The sequence below is a fragment of the Coprococcus sp. RTP21428st1_C9_RTP21428_210409 genome (genome assembly GCF_040227395.1).
GTDB lineage: Bacteria > Bacillota > Clostridia > Lachnospirales > Lachnospiraceae > Coprococcus > Coprococcus aceti.
Genome location: NZ_JBEHVV010000030.1, coordinates 1 through 25,403, shown reverse-complemented (window position 1 = coordinate 25,403; position 25,403 = coordinate 1). Strand labels below are relative to the sequence as shown.

The window sequence follows — 25,403 nt, the reverse complement described above, 5'->3', positions numbered from 1 at the left end:
TTCTCCTACATTAAGCAGCGGCGTTTTTCTTTCTTCTTCTGCCAGCTATGATGATGAATGCAAGCAATGCAAGAAGCAGGATCGCTGCGATTATTATTATGATCAGCACAACCGGTGACATCTTTTCGCTGAGCTTGAAGGTGAATACCTCTCCGGTCTCTCTGTCATATGTTGTCGCTATATTACCGGCCTTATCCTGGGCTGTTACCTCAACCGTGTATGTATCATACTGATCTACCTGCATCTCATACTTGTTATCTGCCTGATAGCTTGCAGGATCTATGGTATTGCCATTTATAACGATGGATGTGATCTCGTCTTCCTCATTCTCAAGACCTATCGTCATGTTGAATGGCTCTCTGAGAGTCTCTCCATCCTCAACACCTGTTATGATGATTCGTGGTGCAGTACCATCATACGTATAATCAAATTCCTGTGTTGCCGTGTGTCCAACCTTGTCAGTTACTGTAAGTGTTATCTTGTGATATCCGTCTGTCATATCTGAGAAATCGATAAGATTTACTCCGTCTATCTTGGCGTCAACCGAGAAGTCTGAAGTATCACTTACATCCCACAGTGCTTCGTAGCCCTTGTCTCGTATATCAGCAAAATCTGATGCATTGAGAAGCAGTGTTCCGTCATCGCTTGCAATGCTCTTGCTCATGAATCCGGCAAGTGTCGATGTAGCCTTGAGCTCAGGTGGTGTGTTATCGACTGTGAATACCAGGCTGTAATCATCAGCCTTATTTCCCAGTTCATCCTGCGCTGTTATTGACACCTCGTATACACCATCCTCAGAGAATCTCTGGCTTCCTGTGCTGAACTCTGAAGAATTGCTGTAATTTGTAAAGTATGATGATGACACATCCTTGCTGTCCTTCTTCACGGTTATCTTCACATCATCTGTCGAGAAGAATGACTCCTGAACGCTCAGTGACATATCAACATAGTTCGGTGCGGAAGAATCCATACTTCCTATTGGGTCGTAATTCTTTACTTCCTTGTTGTCCTTATCCACTGCGCTCACCTTTACAACAGGTGCCTTTGAGTCAACCTTGAAGGTCTTGGTCTGGCTGGCTGCCACATTTCCTGCAAGATCTCTTGCATTTGCTGTGATCGTGTACTCGCCATCCTCTGTAAAGTTGTAAGTTGCGGTATGTGGATTGCTTCCTGAGAAGCTGCTTGTTCCCAGCGTAGCGATATTCGATGCCGCTGTTCCGTCCGTCTTTCTGGTTATTGTCACGTTAAATGCATCTGCGGCAAGATTGTTGTTCTCATATGCAAATGAGAATGCCTCATCTATGCTGATGGTTGCATTTACCGCCGTTGTCTGTCTGTCGCTCATTCCTGAAATCGATATAACCGGTGCAGTCTTATCGATTCTGAACTTCACTGTTCTGGTCACAGCCTTGTTGCCCGCCTTATCCTCTGCGGACACGGTGACTGTGTAATCGCCCTGGGCGTCAAATGTCACACCGCTGAGTACCTCTCTGACTGTGCTGACTCCATCACCCTTTGTTCCCCAGGTAACATTCTTTCTGATATCTCTGTTCTCTACAACAGATCCACCCTCATTTGTTCTGACTACATGAATGGTGTACTTTCCACCTCTCATGTTATCTGTAAGTGTTACAGGGACTGTCACATCTCTGTTGTTTATAGTGTTGACATTTCCAAGCTGTATCTCAGGCTTGTGCTTGTCTATGTAGAAATGGGTTCCTGTTGTTCCTTCATTTCCACACTTGTCGGTAACGGTCATGGTGAGATCATACTCACCTTCCTTATCATATGTGTACTTCTTGCCCCATGTTCCGCCGTTACTCTTTATATAGAAGTATTGCGGATTCTCATCCACTGCTACATTTCCATCATTCTCTGTGATAATAGTGTTCTGAAGCGACTTGAACTGTTCCTCCACACCAACTCTGAATGATATTGAAGTCTTGAAGTAATTGTTATTATCCAGTCTGTACTCAGGATCATCGTCCACATACACAAGTGGCTCTGTGGTGTCGACGTAATAATTCTTTGTCTTGAGAGCACTTGTGCCCTCCTGAACACCGAACGCCTCGTCTGCTGCCGGCTTCAGTGCATTGCCGGAATTATCGGCTCCCTCAACTGTGAAATAATATACAGTTGCCTTGCCGCCCTTGGCTGTCATCTTATATGCTGCAGTGGTCTTGCCATCTGCTGTCTGGAACGGAACTGTGGTCTCTGACCAGTTTGAATCACTGTAGGTCTTGTAGTACACCTTAAGCGTCGCATTCTGTGCATCCATTCCATAATCGTCTTCTATGCCAAATGTAATAGTTCTGCTCCTGTTAAGGAATCTGCTGCTTCCACCGGACACAACTGATATCTCAGGGCTCTTCTTATCTATTACAAATGAAGTTGTTGCCTTACCCGACTCATTGCCAACCTCATCGACAGCAACTATCGTGATATTATAAAGTCCAGGCTCTCTGAATGTTGTGGACTTTGCTGCATTTGCAGTGTAATCCGCATCCAGCTCATACTTGCTTATGCTCTTGCCATCGCGTGTTCCTGTCACAACGAACTTCTCCACGAAGTAATTGTCAGTTCCCCTTGCTGTTATGGTCACATTGCTGTTATTCCAGTAATTTATCAGCTTTCCGCCGGCAGTTCCATCTATTGACACTGATGGCTTGACGGTATCAACTATCAGGTGTATCTCCTGACTGGCCTTGCTCTCGTTTCCTGCTCTGTCCTTCAGCTTAACAGTCATCGTGTACTCTGTATTTTCATCTGTTATGCCAAGGGCCTTTGCATCCAGTGTCTTTTCTATATCATTTCCTGATACATTAATGCTTCCTGTAATGTCCTGTGATCCGGCTGTGCTGCTTCTGCCTACTGTATATGTAACCTTGCCATTGCTGTCATCGTTATCGGAACCAGAGACCTTGATCTTCACGTCACTCTTTGATCTGTAATAGAATGTCGATCCTGATTTGTATTTCTGGTTTGCACACTCCAGCTTCACATTTGCCGGTGCAGTCTTATCATAGTAAACCTTTATGCTCTGTATTTCTTTGAACTTCGTGTCAGCATTGTTCGGATCGTGTATTCTCGCCATGAGTGAGATCTCGTACACACCCTCATCTGGAAGCTCGTAGGATATGTTGACCGTATTCTTGTCATATGCAGCGGCAACTGTACCCTTTACCTCAACTGCCTTATCCTTCTTTCCTGCAAATGATGTTCTGGTGATCACCAGCTTTGCGTCATCTGCTGCAAGCTGGAAGCCTGATACTGCACCCTCTACAGTCAGAGTATCATCATTTCTCCAGAATATAGCGCCGTTGTCAGCATCTGTACCGTTCGCAGATAACTTCTCTCCTGAAAGGCCATCCACATTGACATACACATATGTGTTCGTCTCTGTCTTATTTCCAGCCTCGTCAGTTACCACAACTGTCAGGACATAACTTCCTGAACCATCTATGCTTATCTCTTTTCCGCTCTGCAGGCCATTGTCACCTGTAGATGTTGAATACCAGTTCTTGACTGATGTATATGATCCATTTGCATCTGCCTTCTTGAGTGAAGCGACCGCCGATGCAACACCTGATGTGGCATCGCTGTACTTTATATTAAGAACAGCTTCCTTTGCGTCTGTGACTGTGTACTGCTGATCATTGTTTGTCCTGTCTGTTCCGGCGTTGTCCGTAACCTTTACAACAGGTGTTGTATTATCCACCTTGACTACAGTCTCTATCCTGCCCTCTATTCCGGCGAAGTCCTTTGCCGCAAATGTGATGGTATGCTCTCCATCAGCCAGATATATGTCTGACTTTGTTGAATCCTGTACATCTCCACCGCTCACACGGACATCGCTGCTGTATGTGAACTTGTTTCCTTTTTCAAGGATCGTTTCCTTCTTGCCATCCACGCTGTATGACACGGTGTCTATGTAAGAATACTCTCCAGTTGCCTTCACTGTCAGCTTTGTGGATTTCACATAGCTTGTGGAACCGCCTGTAACTGTGAGTTCAGGCTTTCCTTCCTTTACAAATACAATGTCGCCATCCTCATCTGCGCCGACTGAGTTATTGCCAAACTCGTTCTCCTTGGCGTAAATGACAAGCTTCTTTGCATTGTCTGCATTGTCCTTCTTGAACCACTGTGCACTTATCTCGAATTCATATTCATATCCGCCGGACACAGCCTTTTTGCCTGTGCACTCCACTGCTGAAGCTGCACCCGTAAGCTTGTAGTACAGGCTCACGTCATCTATCTCAGTGTTATCACTGCCGGCTGTAACCTTCTTCACCTGTACAGTGAACTTATAAGCATCATCTACCTTGAGCTGAGGGAATCTGTAATCCACTCCGTTCTTCTGTATGATCTCAGGGGTAACACTTGTTATGACAGGAGCTTCGTTGAGCTTCTTGACGATAACACTGGTCTCCTCTGACTTGTTTCCTGCAACATCGACCGCTCTGAACTTGTATGTTCCACTCTTATCAGGTGCAACAAACTGGGATGTGCTCTCAGTCTTGCTCCAGGTCTTTCCATTGTCTGATGAATACTCCACATAGTCTATTCCTGTGGCATTTTCCTCTGCTGCATCTGTGGTATCCTTGGCGTCTATCACAAATGTTCTGTCGGCATCACTGCTTGTGAGGTTCAGGAGATAATAGCCATCGCTCACCTTGTTGTGAAGATTGTAGTTATCATCAGCCTCAACCGATATTGTAGGTGCCTGCTTATCCACGGCAACCTTTATGGTTCCAAGCAGCTCGAAATCACCGCTCTCATCAGTACCTGTATAATAGTAAATAGCTATCTTCTGTACTGCTGTGTCATTCTTCAGCTCATACACATTATCAAATGTGACAAGCTTTCCTGCTGCATCTGTGGCTGTAGCGATCTTATCGTCCGCTGTAGCTCCTTTGTAAACAGCCACTCCCAACTTGCTGCTGTCGATTCCGTCAACTTTGTCGGACTTGATCTTGAACTTTATTGCCTTGTCAAAATCCTTGAAGCCATACACCATATCCGCCTTATCGCCCTTTACAATGGCCGTTACATCTATGGTCTGTGTATCTTCCTCCTCCGCAAACAAATGAAAATGTGAATCGATCGCCACAAGAGTGAGTGTCATAACTACCGCCATCGTAAGCGCGATCAGTCGATGCAAAAGTGATTTATTCTGCATAACCTTTTTCATGTCCCTCTCCTCCTATATCTCTTCATCGGAATGTACTATAATTACATTCTTTATCATTCTTACCGAGCTCGCTGCGCGTCCTCCCTGAAGAACGGCTGTGGAATCATCTGCGTCATCGCTTCTAAGTACGTCCGTTGCTTCCTCGTCTGCGTCATCGCTTCTGAGTATGTCCGTTGCTTCCTCGTCCGCCTCATCACTTCTGAGTATGTCCGTTGCTTCCTCGTCCGCCTCATCACTTCTGAGTATGTCCGTTGCTTCCTCGTCTGCCTCGTCATTTCTGAGTACATCCGTTGCTTCCTCATCCGCATCTTCTCTGAGGATGTCTGTCGCCTCCTCAAAGCTGCTGCCATTGATGTCAAGATTCTCTTCGTCTTCCCTCAGAATATCTGTTGCCTCCTCGGCATCATCGCGGAGAATATCAGTTGCAGTCTCGCCTTCATCCTCCAGTCTCTTTTTCCCGAGATCAGCTATCGCTTTCTCGTAATTTGCCATTCCCTTCTCAGAATGTTTTTCGACTGCAGTTGACTTTACATCCCTTACCGAAATTCTGGATGTATGGTTCTTGATCGCCTCCTGTTTGGAGGCACCGCCTCCCTGTACACTCTCATAGCCCTTCTCCTTGATCTCATCGATCTTCTTACGGGCTGTTGAGCCTGTGGCAATTCCCACCGCCTTCGGTATCTTTAACACGAAGAACAGTACCACCGCCACAATAGCGAATACGATCGCAAGTGCCAGGCCGCCATATAACATTACATTATAAACTGTTGCCATAACCTTTCACTCCTCCCTTACTCGCTCGTTGACCTTGAACTGCCATTTACTATGCTCTTAACTGTCAGGTCATTGGATAACGACTGCCATCCCTGCTTAAGACCATTTGCAAGTGCCGGAACTTTGTTACCGTTCTCGTACACTTTCCTCACAGCCCTTGTGGCACTGGCATTCCATGCTGCCGAATCGCTTCCAAATTTATTCGAATATCTATCGACCAGATAACTCAGATGGCTTACGTACACGACCGCTGCGTTGTCATCGGTTCCAAGTGTAGTCTCAGCGTTGCCATATATTCTCTCTGCCTCATCATAGTAGCTGTCATCGCCGCTGTTCTCTGCCATCTTGATATAAGTCTCAGCCTCGTTCACCGAGTATTCTGAATATGCTTTCTTGGATGTCTCTGTCGCATTCTCGCCCTCTATATCCAGACTGTTCAGATAAAGCGCTGCACTGTTCGCCGCAGAGTTGTAATAATGTAACTGCTGGCCCGCATCATCCGCATTCTCGGCAAGTTCTGTATATACCGAGTACATAACTCCTGAATACTGGCCATTGTAGTATTTTACGCCTCTGTCCGCCGGGAACTGGCTGTTCAGCACCTCTGCGTTGTCGTCCAGGTTCTTCATCGCCTCATCCATCAGCACCTCTATTCTGTTCGCAAGCTCCGGATCATTGGATATCTCGCCAAGATATATGTAAGCTATGTTGAGGTAATTGGTGTATTTGTCAGGATTGGTGTCATCTATGTTGTCACTGTTGTAATCCTGGAATGCAAATATATTTTCCTTGTTCGTATCAAAGCTTGCAGACTTGTTTATCTTGCTGTCACATATCGCAGCGTAATACTTTGCCTGCTTTGCCTGATCCGGGAAATCCTTGCTCTCATCGACCATATTGAAATATTTCTTGGCCGCACTGTAGTCCTTGACCTCGTCGTAATACAACATGGCTATCTTGAACTTTACGTCGTCCTTTATCTCGTCCTTGTTCTTAAGTGCAAGTCTTATTCCCTTTTCTGCCGCCGTCTCGGTGTTGGCCGAAGTGTTTCCATCGTCCTCTGTATAATAGTAAGCATATGTCTCCATATAGCCTATATAGGCATCCGATGCGGTTGGGTCTATGTCGACAGCCGCCTTATAGCACTCAAATGCCTTGTTGTAATCGCCCTCGTCGACTGCATCCCTCGCCTCGTTGACCTTGTTGTTGTAATCAAGATCCTTGAGCTGGCCTTTCTTTACTCCGCCTATCACAGCACAGCACGCTGAGAGTATCGATAATCCCGCAACCACTGAGAACGCTGCTATCTTATGCTTTGCCTTTGCCTTGTATGCATCGTCTAGCTCGTTGTAGTGATCCAGCGCATACAGCAGTTCTGAACAAGACTGATATCTGTCCTCAGGACTCGGCTGACAGCACGTCTGTATAATTCTCTCAAATCCTGATGAGAGCATCGGATTCCACTGTCTGATAGGCTTTATCTCGTAAGGAGGCTCACATGGATTCTTGCCGGTAACAAGGTGATAGAGCGTTGCTCCCAGATTGTAAATATCTGTTCTTGCATCCGTGTTGTAGATTCCATGTCCCTGCGCATCACCGAACTGCTCCGGTGCCGCATAGCCTCTTGTTCCAAGAGCCGTGGTATCCGCATTGTTCTCCACTATGTATTCCTTAGCCGTTCCAAAGTCGATAAGCTTTACCGAGCCATCCGGCTTCAGCATGACATTTGAAGGCTTCATATCTCTGTATATGATCGGCGGATTCATGGAATGCAGGTAGTCAAGTGCACTGGCAAGCGCCCTGCCCCATTCGATTACCTTTTCCTGTGGCTGTGCTCCCTCCGCCTTGAGCACATCGCTGAGTGGACGTCCTTCTACGAAGTCCATGACAACGTAGATCGTGCCATTCTCATTGATGATATCAACGATTCGTGGCAGTACCGGATGATCCACATCCTTGAGGATATTTGCTTCTCGCTCCAATCCCTTTAAGAGTGTGGCTGTACTCTTGGAGCCATCATTCTTGATCTCCTTTACAGCCCACTGTTTATTAAGTCGGTTATCCATGGCAAGATAAACTATTGACATACCACCCTGACCGACTTTTTTAAGTATTTCGTATTTTCCGTCTAATACCGTTCCTAACTCTGTCATATATCGATCCCCATTACTCCGATTTAATAAGCACTACTGTTACATTATCCGTTTCTTTTCTGTACTTCACAAGCTCTGTGAGGAACTCACAGCCCTCCTTCATCTTCGCCTCGTCGACGCATGTTCCCGGGCCAAGTCTCTCTATCATCTCCTGAGGCGTTATCTTATGTCTGAATCCATCAGAACACAGCATGTAATGCGCTCCGGGAGCTGCCTGCCCAACTACGAAATCCGGTTCCACCACAGGTGAAGCTCCGATACACTGGAGAAGCACGCTTCGTCTGCTGTCCGTCTCCGCCTGCTCCGGTGTAAGTCTTCCCGCTGCGATCTCCCTTGCAACAAGCGTCTGATCTGCGGTGAGCTGCCTTATCCCTGAAGTGATCTCATACACTCGGCTGTCTCCAACATGGAGAATGTAGTACATTTCTCTGTATATGAGGATCGCAGAAATGGTCGTACCAAGCATAAATCCATTCTGCTCGCCATACGCCTTGATCTTCTCATTCTGCTCCACGGCAAGTCTTATCCACTGGTATCTCAGCAGCTCTTCACTAAAGCTGTTGTTGTCAACCATCTCAACAAACTGTGTGTCAAACCAGTTGCAGAAAGCTGTTATGACTTCCTTGCTGGCAACCTCTCCCTTTGCCAGACCTCCCATGCCATCACATACGAGGGAGAACACGACCTGTCCATTTGGAGTATCCGCTATCTTGATCGCCAGCGAATCCTGATTTGTCTTTTTCTTTATTCCTACGTCTGTATTGTATACTGCGCTAAACCCCATATACATTCCTCCCAATATTTATGTCTCAACTCTCGTTGCGGATATTCTATCTAATGTGATAGACAAGCTCCTCGTCCCCGAGTATAACGATCGCATTGTTCGTCAGGAACTTTTCTTCGCCCGCCTTCAATTCCTCTCCGTTCACAAATGTACCATTTGTAGACTTGTTATCGCTGATGAAGCACACGCCATTTCTCTTGGTGATAACACAATGAACTCTGCTTATAGCTGAATTGTCAGTAATCGCATAGTCCACAAGTCTTGCCTTATGTCCGATCTTGAACTCTGCCTTGTCCAAGCTTATTCTCTCGCCCGTCTTCACCCTAAGGAAATATGGTGCCGGTGCTCCATCAAATGGATTGCCCTGCACTGGCTGTGCCTGTGGCATCGGCGGTGTCTGTGGCATTGGTGGTACCGGCTGCATCTGTGGCATTGGCGGTACCGGCTGCATCTGTGGGTTCTGCGGCATCTCTGGCATCTGGTGTGCCTGTGGCATTGGTGGCATTGGTGGAATCGGTCTTCCTCCAAATGGGTTGCCCTGCATTAGAGGTATTGGCTTTATCTCCTGTGGCTGTGTTTCAACCGGCTCTGCTGGCTCAGGCTTGACATCCTGTGCTTCTGTCTCAGCCGGCTCTACTGCCTCTGGCTTGACATCCTGCGGCTCTGCCTCAACAGGAGGCTCTACAATCTCCGGCTTGGCATCCTGTGCTTCTGCTTCAACCGTCTCAACATTCTCCGGTTTATCCCCCTGCGGCTGTGCTCCAGCCATCTCAGGCTTAACCGGCTCCTCCATCGGCGGCACGCCTACCGGTGGCATTCCATTTGATCCCATTGGACCGTTTGGTATTGGGCCATTCGGTCCCATTGGCGGCATGCCCATCGGTGGCATTCCGTTTGGTGCCTGGCCATTCGGTCCCATTGGCGGCATGCCCATCGGTGGCATTCCGTTTGGCACCTGGCCATTCGGTCCCATTGGTGACATGCCCATCGGTGGCATTCCGTTCGGTGCCTGGCCATTCGGTCCCATTGGCGGCATGCCCATCGGTGGCATTCCGTTCGGAACCTGGCCATTCGGCATCTGACCATTTGATCCCATCGGGCCGTTCGGTCCCATCGGTGGCATTCCCATCGGTGGCATTCCGTTTGGCATCTGGCCGTTTGATCCCATCGGGCCGTTCGGTCCCATCGGTGGCATGCCCATCGATGGCATTCCGTTTGGCATCTGGCCGTTTGGTCCCATCGGCTGTGCATATCCATTCATTCTCGCATTATTTCTCATAACCTCGAGTCTGCTCACCTTAGGTGACTCACCTCGAAGTATGTGGCTGTTGCCACCCTTTGGAGTATTTGTGGAAAGCTCCTTCATTCTGTCTATCTCAGCAGCGTCTATGCCTGCTTCTGCAAGCATCGCCTTAACCTCGTTCTTCATGTCCGAGTTTGAAAATGTACCTCTCATATTCGCACAGTTTATAAGGCGTGCTACGTAATTGTCATTGTCATTCTCTGAGTATCTCGCATCAACTATCACCGACTTCACAAATGCTCTGACATCGTTGAGATCTGTCACTTCCTTCTGTACCGGAGCGACAATAAAGCAGACATCGTATGTCTCAGGCGATACAAACACACACTGCTCGTCCCTTGCAACATAGCTGAGCGAAACCATATTCTTACCAAACATCTCCAGTGCATGCAGAATGTTGTACAGAAGTGTGAGTATCTCCTTCTTGTTCATCTCCTGTCTCAGTATCTCCGCAAGAGGCTTCTTGTCATCGATCTGATAATTGAACACCCTGACTCCGGCATTCTCCTGCATGTCACACGGTGCCATCTCAGGCATAGATCCGCTTCTGCTCATATCATACACTTTAGCATCTATCACATCACTGATATCCAGACTGTAACTCACTCTGTAAGTTTCCCCCGCCGGAACTACAACAACCTTTTCTCTGTTCATTTTTTCAATCCCTTTCGTCTAAATCCGCATATTTTCCGTCAAAAATTATTTCTTCATTCAAACACCAAAAGCAGGTATTGCTACCTGCTCTTGTCCCACATCGTGGGTGGTGTATATTAACTTAATTTGAAGATAAAGTCCTCTCCACCGATGCTTATCATGGCATCGTTTGAAAGCTTCTGCTCTGCATTCTCATCCAGGCGCGCTCCGTTGAGATATGTGCCATTTGTCGCCTTGTTATCCTTCAGATAACATCCATCCTCTCTCTGGTAGATGATGACATGTACCTTGCTGATGGCCCCATTACCACCGACATGGTAATCAACACCTCTTGCCGCCTTTCCTATCTTGAACACAGCCTTGTTGACCATAACTCGCTCGCCTGTGTTGACACGGACTATATATGGCATAGCCTTTGGAGCGTTCCTGTTAACCGCTGCCTTCTCAGGTTCGGTATCCTTAACTACGTTCATTCCTCCGGTCAGCTCAACAGTGCTTCCTGTGCCCTTCTGCTCAGGCTCCTCTGCCTTCTCCTTCACCGGATCCATATTCGTCTCAGGCTCCGGCTGGTCACCGTCCATGAACTGTGGTGCAACTATCTGTTCTGTAGGGTTATCTATCTGAGCTTCCTCTGTCTCAGCAACCGCCTTCTGTATGATCTTCGCACGGTTGATCTTGATATTCTTAACAACAGGTGGATTATCCATAAGCTCGTCCGTAGATATCAGAACCGGCTTCTGCTCATCCTTCTTGTCAAGCTCAACCTCCGTAACTCCATCGGCAGCCTTTGCAACCTCTGTAAGTCCTGATGGCTCATGTACTGCCATATCTGATGTGAGAGCCTCTGTCATGCCCTCCTCGTCATCCTCTTCTTCCTCATCAAGGCTCTCATCTAACTCGAGCTCCTCAAGAACGCTGTCATCAAATACCGACATATCTATCTCGCTTGATACATTCTCTTTCTTCGTCTCATCCGAATCAAGATCAAGATCCTTGAATATCGCATTCGCTGCGGCCGCCTCGTCACTGATCTCCTCTACCTCATCAAGCTCGTCTTCCTCATCATCGCCAAATGACACGTCCTCAAACTCAGGCAGATCATCCATACTTGTATCAGATGCCGCCGTGTCAACTGAAGACTGTGAAACCGACATATCTGAGCCTATATCAACGAAGTTCTCCTCCACCTGCATTCCTGCAGACTCCATAAGCTCTGTGAGCTGTGCATAGAAGTTTCTCACTGTGAACTTATCCGCATTCAACAGATTGAGAAGCTTTGCCACATAGTTGCAATCCTCACTGTCATCATAAATAACGCTCGTCAGCAAGTCCTTTGCGAACATCCTGAATTCGGCATTGATATTGGCTTCTGACTCAACTGGAACACATAACATTCCAACATCGTATGTAACCGGATTAACATATGTAAACTCCTTGTGAAGAACCACATATGATGCCGGTATTCCAAGATCACGTAAATTAACTATACCAGAAGCTACCCCTCTGATTATCCCCAATATCTTCTCAGCATTTACCGTATTCGAAAGGAGTGCGTCAACCGTTGTCCTGCCTGTAACGTTATATGTAAGATAATCGTTCTCATCATCCTCTTCATAAATGATATCAATGAGCTCAGGAATCCGGTTCTCCTCCAGATAATCCAATAACTCCTCGTCAAACTCACAATCATCATTCAGAATATATGACAAATATTTCTCAGAGCCGATATTTCTTACCTTGAAACTTATTTTCCTCATCAAATATTCCTCCTATCGCACCTCCATAAGCGCATAACTAGATGCATAAAAACCCAAAAGGGTACATACTCCTTTATTATATATAAAAAGTCTATATATCGCAAGCAGTTTATACCCTTTTAGATAATTTTCGCTATATAATTTTGTCTATATTTTTTTACTCTGAATCAGTGCTTTCATCGGAGCCATCTTCTGATCCATCACCCTCTGCAGCTTCCTTTTCCGCCTTGGCTGCATCAGCCTTTTCTATGTCAGCAAGATGTCCCTCGTATGTCTTATTAAAGATACATGCTCCCTGGCTCTCATCTGATGTCAGGTAGTAGTAGTAATCATGCTTAACCGCATTCAGGACACCCTCTATGGATGCCTCGCCCGGATTACATATAGGGCCGACAGGAAGTCCTGTGTACTTGTAGGTATTGTACGGTGAATCAACCTCCAGATCATCATATGACAGTTCTGCCTGATTGTACTGACCGTCAGTCACAACATAGAGAACAGATGGATCTACCTGAAGAGGCATGTCATCATTCAATCTGTTGATAAATACTCCCGCAACCATCGCTCTGTCTGAATCCAGCTTACACTCCTTCTCAACTATGGAAGCCATGGTGAGAACCTCAAAATCTGTATATCCAAGCTCCTCTGCCTTCTTCCTGAAGTCATCTGTGTAAATGCTGTTAAACTTGTCTATCATGTCCTGTATGAGCTCCTTTGGAGTCATATCTGCATATATGTCGTAAGTAGCAGGGAACAGGAAGCCCTGTAATGCGTACTTGACTTCCGATGAAGGTATCTCAAACGGATACTCAAACTCTCCCGACTTGCACGCCTCAAGGAACTCCTTTGCAGAGCAGAAGCCCAGCTCCTCGCATCTGTCAGCGATCTGTTCAACCGTAAATCCCTCAGGAACTGTCAGTGTATATTTTACCTCTCTGGTCGACTCCACGTAACACAGAGTCTTTATCATATCCAATGTCGACATACCTGTTGTGAGTGTGTAAGTACCCGGCTGAAGACTGTGGCTGTACTGCGAGCCGGTCATTCTGAGCTGGAATGCAAGCTTATACTTTATAAGCCCCGCATCTTTAAGTATAGATGCTGCCTCCTTGACAGATGTATCCTCAGGTATGGTAACCTCGATCTTCTCTCCGCCGCCGGCACTGTAGGTGCCCTCGTATTCCTGCATAAATCCGGTATACGTCTCCTTAACCTTGTATACCCCGAACAGCACCAGACATACCGCCAGCGCTATTATAATAACGGGTCTTGCTATGTTTCTCCAATCCATCTCTTTCTCCTTCTGTATCTGCAAATTTCATTTGCCTGTTCTGTTAACTGATGTTATCATTACCCTATCTTATACCAAGAAAGGAATGATATACATGGCAAATCCAATAGTTACTATCACTATGGAAAATGGCGATGTCATGAAAGCAGAACTCTATCCTGACATTGCTCCAAACACTGTAAACAACTTCATCTCACTGATCAAGAAAGGCTTCTATGACGGAATAATCTTCCATCGTGTAATAAAAGGCTTCATGATACAGGGTGGAGACCCTCAGGGAATCGGCATCGGCGGTCCTGGATACTCAATCAAAGGTGAATTCTCACAGAACGGATTCAAGAACGATCTGGCCCACACTCCCGGAGTGCTGTCAATGGCCCGTTCCATGATGCCTGACTCAGCAGGTTCACAGTTCTTTATCATGCATAAGACATCTCCTCATCTGGACGGTGCTTACGCTGCCTTCGGTAAGGTTATCGAGGGACTTGACATCGTAGACAAGATCGCAAATGTGCCAACTGACTACAATGACAAACCTCGTCAGGAACAGAAGATGAAGACTGTAACAGTCGAGACCTTCGGTGTTGATTATCCTGAACCTGTAAAGGCTTAATCGAAGTTATTATAAACCATATACAGGAATTTGAAAACAGAAAACCTGTTTATTAAACAAATTTAAAGGGAGAGCAGTACAGATGTCTTTTTGCATCTGCAACGCTCTCCCTTTATTATAGTTCACAGCCTCACAATATATCCTTCCTGTCAAAATACATAAGTCCACCGATCAAAGATATCAGGATCATTCCTGCCGAAAGCACCAGTCCACTGGCCGGATTAACACCATCCGCCTCTATATACGATGCCCTCTGCCACATGGTATAGTTTCCCGGCAGATACCACACTGTATAGTAGGCCGACAATACATACATAGCACATACTCCGGCAAAGCTGACTACAGGTGTAATAAGAAATCCAGCCAATATCTGAACCTGACTGACCGCAACAGACACCAATACCGGCAGTAATATGGTCACACAAAGCACATCCCACGTACCCATACTCACTGTCGAAGTGGTATACAGACGCACTGCCAATCCAGGGGTTACTCCCCATCTCATATCAGCACCATATAAAGCTGCTGTTACACATATTCCACCAATGCACACAGCATAATACAACACCACAGTCACAATGCAGTAAATAAATTTACTTATCCACCACTTACTTCTGCTCCCAACGGCTATAAACAATACCCTTCCATTCGAGTGAAAATCATCACTTGCATAATATGCAAGCAGATACGCAAGCCCGATCTGAAATGCAAACCAGTATATTGGTATCTGGAAATACTCCTTTGGATCAAAATAGTATACACTCATCCCTTTAGTAGCAAACAATATGTAATCTGCAAGTGTACCGTTTGTAAACAACGCATTTCGATCCACGAGATCATTGAGATATGAATGTAATTCCCTTGTCTGTGATACAGCAAATAATAAAGGTATGATAAACAGAAAACTTCTTCTCAATATACCATTTGTTGTATCTCTTCCAAGGAGTCTCAGAGTTTTCATTCCCCGATCACCTCGCATCCCGCAACCGTACCGTTTTTGATCTCATATATTATGTCACACAGAAATTCCAGTTCTTCCCTGTCATGGCACGCAATTACTATTAGCTTTCCCTCGTCACGCAGCTTCAGAAGTTCGGTTTTTATGCTCATCACCGTCTGCTCATCAAGTGCATTTATCGGTTCATCCAGAATTATCAGATCCGGTTCTCCCATAATTGCATTTGCTATTCCAAGCTTCTGTTTCATTCCAAGCGAATATTTACGGTATGTCCTTCCATCATCGGGATCAAGTCCGACCCTCTCTATCGCATTCCTCACCTCTTCATCGCTTATATTTCCCATAAGCTTTGACAGCATACGAAGGTTTTCATATCCCGTACACTGCGGAAGAAATGAAGGGTTCTCTATCAAAACTCCAACGCTTCGCGGAAACTTTATATCATGGTGCAAAACCTCACCATCAATAATGACCTTGCCGCTGTCCGGTATGAGCAAGCCACAAAGAGCTCTCATTATCATGGTCTTGCCACACCCGTTTTTTCCCCTGAGTCCATACACTTTCCCGGGCTCCATCTGCATATTAACATTATCAAGTATGAGCGTGCCTTTTATCTTCTTACTGAGTCCCTCTATTATTATCTCTTTCACAGAATATCTCTCCTCCTATGCCATATATATATCAATGCAAGTGGAACTGCGCATACCACAACATACATTGTCACTATCTGATATCTATATGTAACTACATTTTGAATAGGATTTATCATTGCCATAGCCGACCATGTACCGATTCCGGTTCCTTCAAATATAACTCCCGTAAACACATACAGTGCAAATGGTGCCATTATTGTGGAAAATCTGCTTCCGCACCATCTGGCAAAACACATTGCCACCAGCCCGGCAATACCGCCGAACAAAGCATCAAGCACAATAAACACCAGCGCATAGCATAACGGGTGCTCTGCAAACAGCCTTGGAAACATATTGCAGTCTATAATACCCGTATACAGGAATGTCAACTTATCCGGTTTTTTATTTGGGTATAGCCCGGCACATATGAACAGATCTATCAAAAGGGGAATGGCTGTCGCAGCAGCTCCCGAAGCCACCACAGCGAGCTCCTTTGCCAGCATATACTTTATGCGCGATGTCCTGATACATATATTCCGTTCATATCCACTTTTTATGTCCTGATAACATGTACCAGCATATGGCAGACAGGCCAGCAGGGGAAGCAATACATAGAACAGACTATTATAAGCAAAGTGATAATCAGTCCCCAGCCATATCTGGATCAGTGCGCAATCCGCTTTATGACCATACTGTTTTAAGTAGAGTACAATATCCGCCAATCCTATCAGTGTTCCAATCGCAACACTTACAGCAAGCCATATATTCTTAAATGCCCTTCGCATTTCAAACTTAAATATATTCATATCATTCACCAATTTATTCCATATCCAATTTCATCCTGATCTTCACCGGCTCAAGCACCGGCACATAATAAAATGTCTCCTCATCCATATGTCCCCATGTCTTATCTCCAAATGATACCCGGGCCGCTTTAGTTACATACCATATATTCTGATCTGCACCGGATTTCAGCTCATTATCTGAAAACACATTGATATCCTGCATATCATAGGGATTCACGGAGCTGCACCATGTAGCAGATTCAAATCCACAGGATGTCATATCCATCACCGCATCCCATGAAATAGATTCATTTGTATTGTTCTCTATATTGAGACAGGCGCATACAAATCTGTCTTCCGAACTAAGTGTCTCCACGTTATCCACTCCAAAACGGGTCTTATAATCATCTATACTGTATATATGTGCCTCTACACATCTGATGACCAGACCATCACATTCTATTGCTTCTCCCGCTTCAACGACCTGCGTATTGTCAATGTATCCGTGGTTTATACTGTATATTCTGCCGCACCAGAATATGGCTGCACATATAACCACCACCACTACAATAACTCCAATATATCTCTTCATGCGTCCTCCCATTACTGATCATCTGTTTCCGTCTTCGGAAGCGAATCTATATCAACATAATCCGGTAGTTTTGCCGGATCATATGAGAAGTTTCCTGTAATAGGCTTTCCATAATAGTGTTTCTCATTTTCGCCAAACTCCTGCGGTACCGCCAAACCAATTGTACATTCCATGCTCTCATGTCCATTCAGCCTGAAGAAATAGTACCTCATCGCTCTTTCATCCCCATCTGTATAAATTGACTTATCATAGTAACACAAAACTTCGTTGTAGCTTATCTCACTCGCCTCAGGAGAGTCATATACAACATAATACGGAAATACATCCTCTACATCTGCGTTTCCCATATTGGTCAATTTGCACTTGATAAAATAAAATTTTCTAGGTTTAACCTTAGTGTATGTGTACTTATCTATCACATTTTTATTTCTATCTATAATTTCTTCGGACTCTTCTGCCGTATACGCATCATAATCTGATAATTGTAGATCCTTCACCTCAGGAGCCTCCTCATAGATTGAATCCCAATCTATAATATCCTCAGTTTCTTCAGGGTCCGGCAGGGTCTGATCCCGGAAATATTCAACCGGATATCTGTTTTCCGTGGAAATTTCAGATCCCTCTATGACATCTGCTGACAACATCTCTATCTTTATAGCTCCAACCATCAAAACATTATCTCCTACCCCCTCAGCCACGCTTTTTTCTGAAGTCGTTGAGGTTTCACTACTTGCATTTGTAGTAGTCTTCATAGTCGTGCCTGACCTTTCCTCAGGAGTTTCTTTGTTTTTCTGAAGCATATATGCTGAAGTTCCTCCCGTTGCCATAATCAATACGCATATTATTACTGCTGCCAGATACTTTTTTTTCATAATCTTGTATTCCTCCTCATGATCCTGCCTTCACCCGCTTCACTTTATCAATAGACCAACCTCTGATCAATCATATACAGTGTAATTTCTTGTTGAATCAGGGCTCCACCATCCTATTACTCATACCCCAGCCCTCCTTCCACATTGGTTTATGCACTTTGTATGCTAACATCATTCGACACCACCCAACCAAAATCGTCTGTGAATGGTCAAAAAAAGCAGGTGAATGAAATGTATCTACCATTCACCTGCTTTTTTCGACCATTCGCGGATTCTCTGTCTTTTCTGTCTATATCAGAGAGTATAATTTTATCAGCTTATAATTTTTGATTAAAAAGGAGTGCGTACCATGATCTTATCTGAGCAATTAAGCAAAAAGATTGTCAATATCATGTCAGATAACAACATAATAGATAGTCATTTGGATGCTGCATATATATACTGCATTGATTTCGCTTTGGATTTAGTATTGTTCAACTTAAGCATCATAATCATTGGTGCCTTAACCCATAACTTTATCCTATCTGTAATCTATGTAACCGTTCTTGTTCCAACAAAGATGCTAGCCGGTGGCGCACATGCTGGGAGCACATATGCATGCTGTTCTATATCATACTCTGTATATCTACTCTGTATGTTGTTATGCCGGTTGATTCCTGGTATTCCAATTTTGAACATATTAGTCTGTCTTGTTACCGGAATCGGTATATGTGCACTTTCCCCAGTTCCACACAAGAACAAGAAGCAAAGCTATCAAACAAAACACAAAATAAAAAAATATTGCTGCTTTTGCATAGGTATAATTTACATCCTTTTATCTGTTGTGTTATCATTTTGTTTATATAGATATGGAAATCTGATAATGCTTTGTCTCACTATAGTTTTTGTGAATCAGATTATTGGTCTATTTATAAATAGCGGAGGAAGAAAATGAGACTAAATATTGCTATATGCGATGACGATAAATCTTTTATGGAAAATCTGGAAAAAATGTTAATTTCATATTCCCTACAGTTTGACATAGATATCCACGTAGATAAATACCAAAATGGTTCTGCACTGTTGTCTGCATACGATTCTTCTCAGTCCTCACCATATCAGGTTTTAATGCTTGATATAGAAATGCCTGGTGAAAATGGTATATCGATAGCAGAAAAAATTAAACATACCAAAGATTTTGATGTATTGATAGTGTTTATCAGCAACTACCCAGAATATATGCTGGATTCATTTTCGGTTCATCCATATCATTTTTTACAAAAACCTATTAATTACACAACTTTAAATACACTCTTGGATGATATATATAATTATTATAAGAAAACCCATTCATTAGTCACGATCATCAGTGATTATGATACCGAACACACTATATACATAAAGAACATTTACTATATAGAATGTTCAGATTCATCCAGTAAAGCTCTGATTTTTCATATGAAAGATAATCAGATACGCACAACCGGCACTCTGAATTACTGGAATACCACACTTGCTGACAATTCATTTATTCTATGTTCCAGAAATACTTTGATAAATATACAGCACATTCACTTTATCAAAGATAACCAGATTATCCTTGAAAATGATGAAGTTGTTACTATGAGCAAACGCAACAGAAAGAAACTACTTGACTGTTTTCTTAACAAGATAGTTGCAATACATAACCATTGATTGTAGAGGGATTTTATGACTTACTTAATTAGCGCCGTAACCTATATTTTTGATATTTTTATCGTGTCTTCTTATCTCAAGAACATGTTAAAACACTTTAAAAAGAAATACTCAACTATATATATACTATGCCTCATATTAGTCGAGGTCATATTATATATAAATGAACTGTTATCATCCAGATACAATTCATTTTCTTCCGTGGTGATAACTCCTGCTCTCAGCATTTTGACAACATTTGCTCTCTGCTGTTTTTTCTCAAACTCCATAAAAGCAAGAATACTTACTGCTCTGTCTTTTCAGGTTCTTGTCTCACTTGGAGAATCATTCTTTACTTTTATAATTACTCATGTCAATCCTGACATTCTTGACATGACAAACAAAACTCTGTTGTACAGCATTATGAATCTCGGTTCAAAAGTAATGCTCTTTTTGCTCTGTCTTATTGTCACCATATTTTTTAGAAATCAGAAATACGATCATCCAACAGAATATAGTATCCTGTTATTTACAACTCCTATAATAACATTAGTCATATTTTCATTTACCCCTCTGCATTTCTTATCAGAGAACGATAATGTGTTTTTCTATGAAATGCTGTTTATATGCCTTTCTATGCTTAACATAGTTAATTATATTCTTATACAAAGGGCATTTATATCCACCGTAGTCAACTACACAAATATGAACATTCAACGTCAGCTTGACTTCCAAAAAGGAAAATTTGAACAACTAAGTGAATCCTACAGACAAAACAGAAGAATTATACACGATGTGAAAAAACACTACTTCTATATTCAGGAACAGATCAACAAGCAGCATTTTGACGACCTGAAAAATTACACCTCCACCGCAATCCAATCCATAGAGGATAACTATGCCAAGTATAATACCGGCAACCTGGTAATAGATTCATTCATAACAAACTATGACAATATTGCAACAAAAAATAACATTGCATTCTACGTAAGGCTAAATGTAGATTTTAACCGGGTTCCTACAAACGACTATGATCTGTGTATAATTTTAGGGAACCTGCTTGATAACTGTATTGCCGCATGTATAAAATGTAATAACAGCCGATATATAAATATAAGTATAGAAACTACTGACAACGATAAATTTGTTATACACTGTGAAAACCGGTCACCTGTTATTGATTCCACCGCAAGACAACACTCCATTGACCATGGTTTTGGTCTGAGCAATATAAGCCATACTGTTGAAAAGAATAATGGTTTTTTCGTATATCAGCAAAAGAATGATATTTTCTACACAGATATCATGATACCGATTATCGATGAGTCAAAAAGAGTATTCAAATCTGTCAACCACATATCCGTCCATCCTTCATCTCATATATCTCGTCACACAGATATTCCAGTTCCTCCCGGTCGTGGCAGGCAGTGATTATAAGACTTCCTCCATCACGCAGCTTCAGCAACTCCTTCTTTATGTTCTCTACAGACTCTTCATCAAGTGCGTTGATAGGTTCATCCAGCACTATGACATCCGGCTCTCCCATGATTGCATTTGCTATGCCAAGCTTCTGCTTCATTCCAAGGGAATACTTTCTGTATACCCTCTTATCATCCGGATCAAGACCTGTCCTCTCTATGGCATATCTGACATCGTCATCACTGATCCCTCCCATGAGCTTTGCCAGAAGCCTGAGGTTCCTGAAGCCTGTGTACTGAGGCAGGAATGACGGATTCTCTATCAGAGCACCTATACTCCGTGGAAACTTTATGTCCCTGTGAAGCTCCTCATCATCTATATATATGTGTCCTCCATCAGGTATGAGCAGACCACATATAGCTCTCATAAGCATTGTCTTACCACAGCCATTCTTTCCACGGAGTCCATATATCCTGCCCGGCGTCATGGTCAGACTGATATCATCAAGTATGACTGAACCCTTTATCTTCTTATTCAGATTTTCTATCCTTATCTCGCTCATATGTATTCTCCTATCAGATTATATCCTTATTATCAAAATACACGATTCCTCCTGCAAATGCAGTGATCAGCATACCAGCCGCAAGCACCAATCCACTCATGGGATTAACCCCATCTGCCACTACATATGACACTCTCTGCCACATCGTATAATTTCCCGACAGATACCATACAGTATAGTATGCCGACAGAACATACACTCCACACACCGCTGCAAAGCTGATGACCGGCGTGATTATAAAACCCGCCAGTACCTGAAGCTGGCTTATCCCCAGCGTTACCAGCATCGGTATAAATAATGTTATCAGAAGCAGATCTGCGGCACTAAAATTGTATGTCTGCGGAGGATACAGCCGTGTTGTCAGCGCCGCCGTCATATCCATGGTCATATCTGCCCCATATGCCGCCGCCATTAAATATATCGTCAGCACACATACAGCAAAATACATTACCACAGCCACCGTACAGTATATGAGCTTGCTGACCCACCAGCTTCTTCTGCTTCCGGACGCAAGGCACACCACTCTCGCATTTGCGGCAAAATCATCACTGGAATAATATGCCAGGAAATAGGCCAGGCCTATCTGGAACGCAAACCAGTATATCGGTATGTCAAATACGCTCCTTGGATCAAAGTAATACACCTCCATCCCCTTCATCGCAAACAGAAGATAGTCCGCAAATGTTCCGTTGGTCAACAGGATATTCCCATCTGCAAGCTCGATAAGATATGCGTGGAGCTCACGTGTCTGCGACACCGCAAACAGTAACGGCAGTATAAAAAGAACACATCTCCTTAATATTCCATTTTCCATATCTCTTCCGAGAAGTCTCAGAGTCCTCATTCCCGCATCACCTCATATCTGTCCACCACATACATTCCTTTTTTATCTGTATTTCCTTCTTTCATAGAATATCCCTTCTTCTGTGCCATATGTATATAAGAACGAGTGCCGCTGCACTCACCGCAGCATACATCGTCACCATCTGGTACCTGTATGTAACCACATTCTGCAGTGGATTGACCATCTGCATGGCTGACCAGGTTCCAATCCCACGTCCCTCAAACATCACACCGGTAAATACATACAATGCGAACGGAGCCATTATCGTTGAAAATCTGCTCCCGCACCACCTCGCAAAGCACATAGCCACAAGACCTGTTATCCCTCCAAACACTGCATCGAGCAGCGTAAACAGCAGCGCATAGCACACAGGATGCTCTGCAAATATTCTCGGGAACATGTGGCAGTCTATAATTCCTGCATACAAAAATGTCAGTTTTTCCGGTCTTTTATCCGGATATATCCCCGCAGCAATGAACATGGCTATGAGCAGCGGGCACGCCACGGCTGCCGCTCCCGAAGCCGCCACAGCCGCTTCCTTTGCAATCATATAGCTTAAGCGGGACGTCTTAATACATATACTGCTTTCATATCCGGTTTTTTGATCCTGATAACACGACCCCGCATACGGAAAACACGCAATCAGTGGCAGCAGTACGTAAAACAAACTGTTGTATGCAAACTGATAGTCTGTCCCGATCCATGTCTGGATCAAAGCCCTGCCTCTGTTAAATCCATACTGGCTGACATTAAGCCATATGTCCGCCAGCCCAATCAACGTTCCCAGAGCTATGCTTACTGCAAGCCACTTATTTCTGAACGCTCTGGTCATTTCAAATCTTAATACTCTCATATCTCAACACCACTTCATTCAATATCCAGTCTGATCATCAACTTATCAGGTTCAAGGGTGAGTACATAATAGAAGCTCTCCCGCTCCAGGTTATCCCACGTATCCCTGCTAAATGACACCCGCGCCAGACTTGTCACATACCATATATCCTGATTCATTCCGGGCTCCAGATCATTACTTGTAAACGTATTCAGTTCCCGGCCAGAATACAAATTCACCGAACTGCACCATGTCTGTGACTCAAAGCCACACTCAGTCGCCGCCATCACAGTATCCCAATCGATCGGTTCTTCAGTTGTATTATCTACATTCAGGCGTGTACAGATAAACCGATCCTCCGGGCTCAGCACATCCACACTGTCCACATTAAAACGTGCTTTATACTCATCTATACTGTATATGCGGGTCTCCCTGCATTTTATAAGCAATCCATCCACCGATACATTCTCAGCCGCTTCTACAACTCTGGTGTCATCACTGTACGCCCTGTTAACGCTGAATATTCTTCCGCACCACAAGGTGACTGCACACAAGCTCACAACACCCAATGCCATCAGAACACCTCTCCTCATGCATATACCTCCACAAAATCTGATTCCCACCTCATGGCTTGTCATCCGCTTCCGGCTTTGGGAGTGCATCCAGATCCACAAAATCCGGAAGATCCGCCGGATTGTACGTAAAATATCCTGTGATCACCTGTCCATAATAATATTTCACGCCATCCTCCGGCTCCTGTGGCACAACAAGTCCAATCGTACATTCCATTGTCTCGTGTCCTTCCAGTCTGTATAGATAGTACCAACTGGCTCTGTCATCGCCCTCTGTGTGGACTGATTTGTCAAAGTATACCATTCCTTCTACGAACGAAACCTCACTCTCATCGGGAATCCTCTCCACAATGTCGTATGGGAACACATTCTTCACAACCGCATCCCCGGTATTCGTCAGTCTGCACTTAATAAAATACAGCTTATTGGTCTTTACCACAGTCTGCGTATGCTTATCTATCACATCCTGATACTGTGCAGTTATCTCCTCACACTCCTCAGGAGTATACGCATCCCCTGCCGACTCCTGAAATTCCTTGTATCCCGGAGCCTCCTCATACAGAGCATCCCAGTCTGTTATCTCCTCCTCCGACTCAGGCTCCGGCAGAGTCTCACTGCGAAAATATTCAACCGGATATTTATCCTCTGTTGTTATCTCGTCACCTGTGTATACATCAGCCGACAGCAGCTCTATCTTCACCGCTCCTGACATCAGCACGTTATCACCCACACCTTCTTTTTCACTTATTTTCTCTCCGGTCTTGTTTCCCGAAGCTTCGCTGTCTGTCTCTTCAGATGCTGCCTCAGACGACTTCCTTAACGCTCTGTCCTCTGGGGTTTCCCGGTTTTTCTGGAGCACATACGCCGAAGCTGCCACTGCTGCCATGATCAGCACTGCTGCCACTGTCATCACAAGATATCTTTTCTTCTTCACTTCTACTCCTCCCAACTCTGCCTTTGCCATCCGTCTTATGTCACTGCTTTAATCAGTCATAAATAGTGTAATTTCTTGTGGAATCCGGACTCCACCAGCCCTTTGAATCAGTCTGTGCTTTGACTGTCCTGTGCATCCTCAAGCCTGCATAGGCATAGCCTTTCTCGTTTACCATGTTTGTGATACTCGCCTCAATTCCAAGCGGAATAATATGCGTATCAGATTTTA

22 protein-coding genes are annotated in these 25,403 nt (G+C 44.3%); 4 read left to right on the top strand and 18 right to left on the bottom strand.

Annotated features, from left to right (window positions below; genetic code table 11):
• Window positions 1–10: 10 nt before the first annotated feature.
• The 7 genes from ABUA34_RS07670 to mltG form a co-directional block, all read right to left on the bottom strand.
• Complete coding sequence (locus ABUA34_RS07670; protein WP_349823109.1) at window positions 11–5,191, bottom strand: Ig-like domain-containing protein; 5,181 nt, start codon at window positions 5,189–5,191, stop codon at window positions 11–13.
• A gap of 12 nt (window positions 5,192–5,203) precedes the next feature.
• Window positions 5,204–5,965, bottom strand: a complete 762-nt coding sequence (locus ABUA34_RS07665; RefSeq protein WP_349823108.1) for a hypothetical protein — start codon at window positions 5,963–5,965, stop codon at window positions 5,204–5,206.
• Between the two features lie 17 nt (window positions 5,966–5,982).
• Complete coding sequence (locus ABUA34_RS07660) at window positions 5,983–8,118, bottom strand: serine/threonine protein kinase (RefSeq protein ID WP_015534339.1); 2,136 nt, start codon at window positions 8,116–8,118, stop codon at window positions 5,983–5,985.
• 13 nt (window positions 8,119–8,131) lie between these two features.
• Window positions 8,132–8,902, bottom strand: a complete 771-nt coding sequence (locus ABUA34_RS07655) for a PP2C family protein-serine/threonine phosphatase (RefSeq protein WP_015534340.1) — start codon at window positions 8,900–8,902, stop codon at window positions 8,132–8,134.
• 46 nt (window positions 8,903–8,948) lie between these two features.
• Window positions 8,949–10,859, bottom strand: a complete 1,911-nt coding sequence (locus ABUA34_RS07650) for an FHA domain-containing protein (protein WP_349823107.1) — start codon at window positions 10,857–10,859, stop codon at window positions 8,949–8,951.
• Window positions 10,860–10,975: 116 nt separating this feature from the next.
• The gene (locus ABUA34_RS07645) at window positions 10,976–12,616 is read right to left on the bottom strand and encodes a DUF6382 and FHA domain-containing protein (protein WP_015534341.1); all 1,641 of its coding nucleotides are present in this window, start codon (window positions 12,614–12,616) and stop codon (window positions 10,976–10,978) included.
• A 157-nt stretch (window positions 12,617–12,773) separates the two neighbouring features.
• Window positions 12,774–13,907, bottom strand: coding sequence for an endolytic transglycosylase MltG (mltG, locus tag ABUA34_RS07640; RefSeq protein ID WP_055146128.1), 1,134 nt, complete (start codon window positions 13,905–13,907; stop codon window positions 12,774–12,776).
• Window positions 13,908–14,001: 94 nt separating this feature from the next.
• On the opposite strand from mltG, the gene ABUA34_RS07635 reads away from it, so the two are divergent.
• The gene (locus ABUA34_RS07635; protein ID WP_015534342.1) at window positions 14,002–14,520 is read left to right on the top strand and encodes a peptidylprolyl isomerase; all 519 of its coding nucleotides are present in this window, start codon (window positions 14,002–14,004) and stop codon (window positions 14,518–14,520) included.
• A 130-nt stretch (window positions 14,521–14,650) separates the two neighbouring features.
• Here the strand turns inward: ABUA34_RS07635 and ABUA34_RS07630 are convergent, their stop codons facing one another.
• From ABUA34_RS07630 to ABUA34_RS07610, 5 genes are read right to left on the bottom strand one after another with little or no spacing between them, the layout of a single operon-like run.
• Window positions 14,651–15,481, bottom strand: coding sequence for a hypothetical protein (locus tag ABUA34_RS07630; protein ID WP_055271974.1), 831 nt, complete (start codon window positions 15,479–15,481; stop codon window positions 14,651–14,653).
• Window positions 15,478–16,128: an ABC transporter ATP-binding protein gene (locus ABUA34_RS07625; RefSeq protein WP_349823106.1), complete on the bottom strand. Its 651-nt coding sequence runs from the start codon at window positions 16,126–16,128 to the stop codon at window positions 15,478–15,480. Before ABUA34_RS07625 ends, ABUA34_RS07630 begins: the two co-directional genes overlap by 4 nt.
• Window positions 16,125–16,916, bottom strand: coding sequence for a hypothetical protein (locus tag ABUA34_RS07620; protein WP_349823105.1), 792 nt, complete (start codon window positions 16,914–16,916; stop codon window positions 16,125–16,127). Before ABUA34_RS07620 ends, ABUA34_RS07625 begins: the two co-directional genes overlap by 4 nt.
• A gap of 13 nt (window positions 16,917–16,929) precedes the next feature.
• Window positions 16,930–17,487, bottom strand: coding sequence for a hypothetical protein (locus ABUA34_RS07615; protein ID WP_055271976.1), 558 nt, complete (start codon window positions 17,485–17,487; stop codon window positions 16,930–16,932).
• Between the two features lie 11 nt (window positions 17,488–17,498).
• Complete coding sequence (locus tag ABUA34_RS07610; RefSeq protein WP_022217458.1) at window positions 17,499–18,359, bottom strand: hypothetical protein; 861 nt, start codon at window positions 18,357–18,359, stop codon at window positions 17,499–17,501.
• A gap of 349 nt (window positions 18,360–18,708) precedes the next feature.
• Here ABUA34_RS07610 and ABUA34_RS07605 point away from each other — a divergent pair, with 349 nt between their 5' ends.
• The 3 genes from ABUA34_RS07605 to ABUA34_RS07595 are packed head-to-tail and all read left to right on the top strand — an operon-like array spanning window position 18,709 to window position 21,443.
• Window positions 18,709–19,293 (top strand): accessory gene regulator B family protein, encoded by a 585-nt coding sequence (locus ABUA34_RS07605; RefSeq protein ID WP_022217457.1) that lies wholly within the window; start codon window positions 18,709–18,711, stop codon window positions 19,291–19,293.
• Window positions 19,290–20,033, top strand: a complete 744-nt coding sequence (locus ABUA34_RS07600) for a LytR/AlgR family response regulator transcription factor (RefSeq protein ID WP_022217456.1) — start codon at window positions 19,290–19,292, stop codon at window positions 20,031–20,033. The genes ABUA34_RS07605 and ABUA34_RS07600 overlap by 4 nt, the downstream gene beginning before the upstream one ends.
• A 15-nt stretch (window positions 20,034–20,048) precedes the next feature.
• Window positions 20,049–21,443, top strand: coding sequence for an ATP-binding protein (locus tag ABUA34_RS07595; RefSeq protein WP_055271977.1), 1,395 nt, complete (start codon window positions 20,049–20,051; stop codon window positions 21,441–21,443).
• On the opposite strand, the gene ABUA34_RS07590 is transcribed toward ABUA34_RS07595, so the two are convergent.
• The 6 genes from ABUA34_RS07590 to ABUA34_RS14370 all read right to left on the bottom strand — a co-directional run bounded on the left by ABUA34_RS07590 (window position 21,361) and on the right by ABUA34_RS14370 (window position 25,371).
• Complete coding sequence (locus ABUA34_RS07590) at window positions 21,361–21,993, bottom strand: ABC transporter ATP-binding protein (protein ID WP_022217454.1); 633 nt, start codon at window positions 21,991–21,993, stop codon at window positions 21,361–21,363. The two genes, ABUA34_RS07595 and ABUA34_RS07590, sit on opposite strands and share 83 nt — an antisense overlap.
• Before the next feature lie 13 nt (window positions 21,994–22,006).
• Window positions 22,007–22,837: a hypothetical protein gene (locus ABUA34_RS07585; RefSeq protein ID WP_349823104.1), complete on the bottom strand. Its 831-nt coding sequence runs from the start codon at window positions 22,835–22,837 to the stop codon at window positions 22,007–22,009.
• A 61-nt stretch (window positions 22,838–22,898) separates the two neighbouring features.
• A complete protein-coding gene (locus ABUA34_RS07580) occupies window positions 22,899–23,690 on the bottom strand; it encodes a hypothetical protein (protein ID WP_055271978.1) in 792 nt (263 codons plus the stop codon).
• Window positions 23,691–23,704: 14 nt separating this feature from the next.
• Entirely contained in the window at window positions 23,705–24,262 is a 558-nt protein-coding gene (locus ABUA34_RS07575) for a hypothetical protein (protein ID WP_015534350.1), read from the bottom strand.
• A 31-nt stretch (window positions 24,263–24,293) separates the two neighbouring features.
• Window positions 24,294–25,175 (bottom strand): hypothetical protein, encoded by an 882-nt coding sequence (locus ABUA34_RS07570; RefSeq protein ID WP_055271979.1) that lies wholly within the window; start codon window positions 25,173–25,175, stop codon window positions 24,294–24,296.
• A 52-nt stretch (window positions 25,176–25,227) separates the two neighbouring features.
• Complete coding sequence (locus ABUA34_RS14370; RefSeq protein WP_502880264.1) at window positions 25,228–25,371, bottom strand: DUF2712 domain-containing protein; 144 nt, start codon at window positions 25,369–25,371, stop codon at window positions 25,228–25,230.
• Window positions 25,372–25,403: the final 32 nt, after the last annotated feature.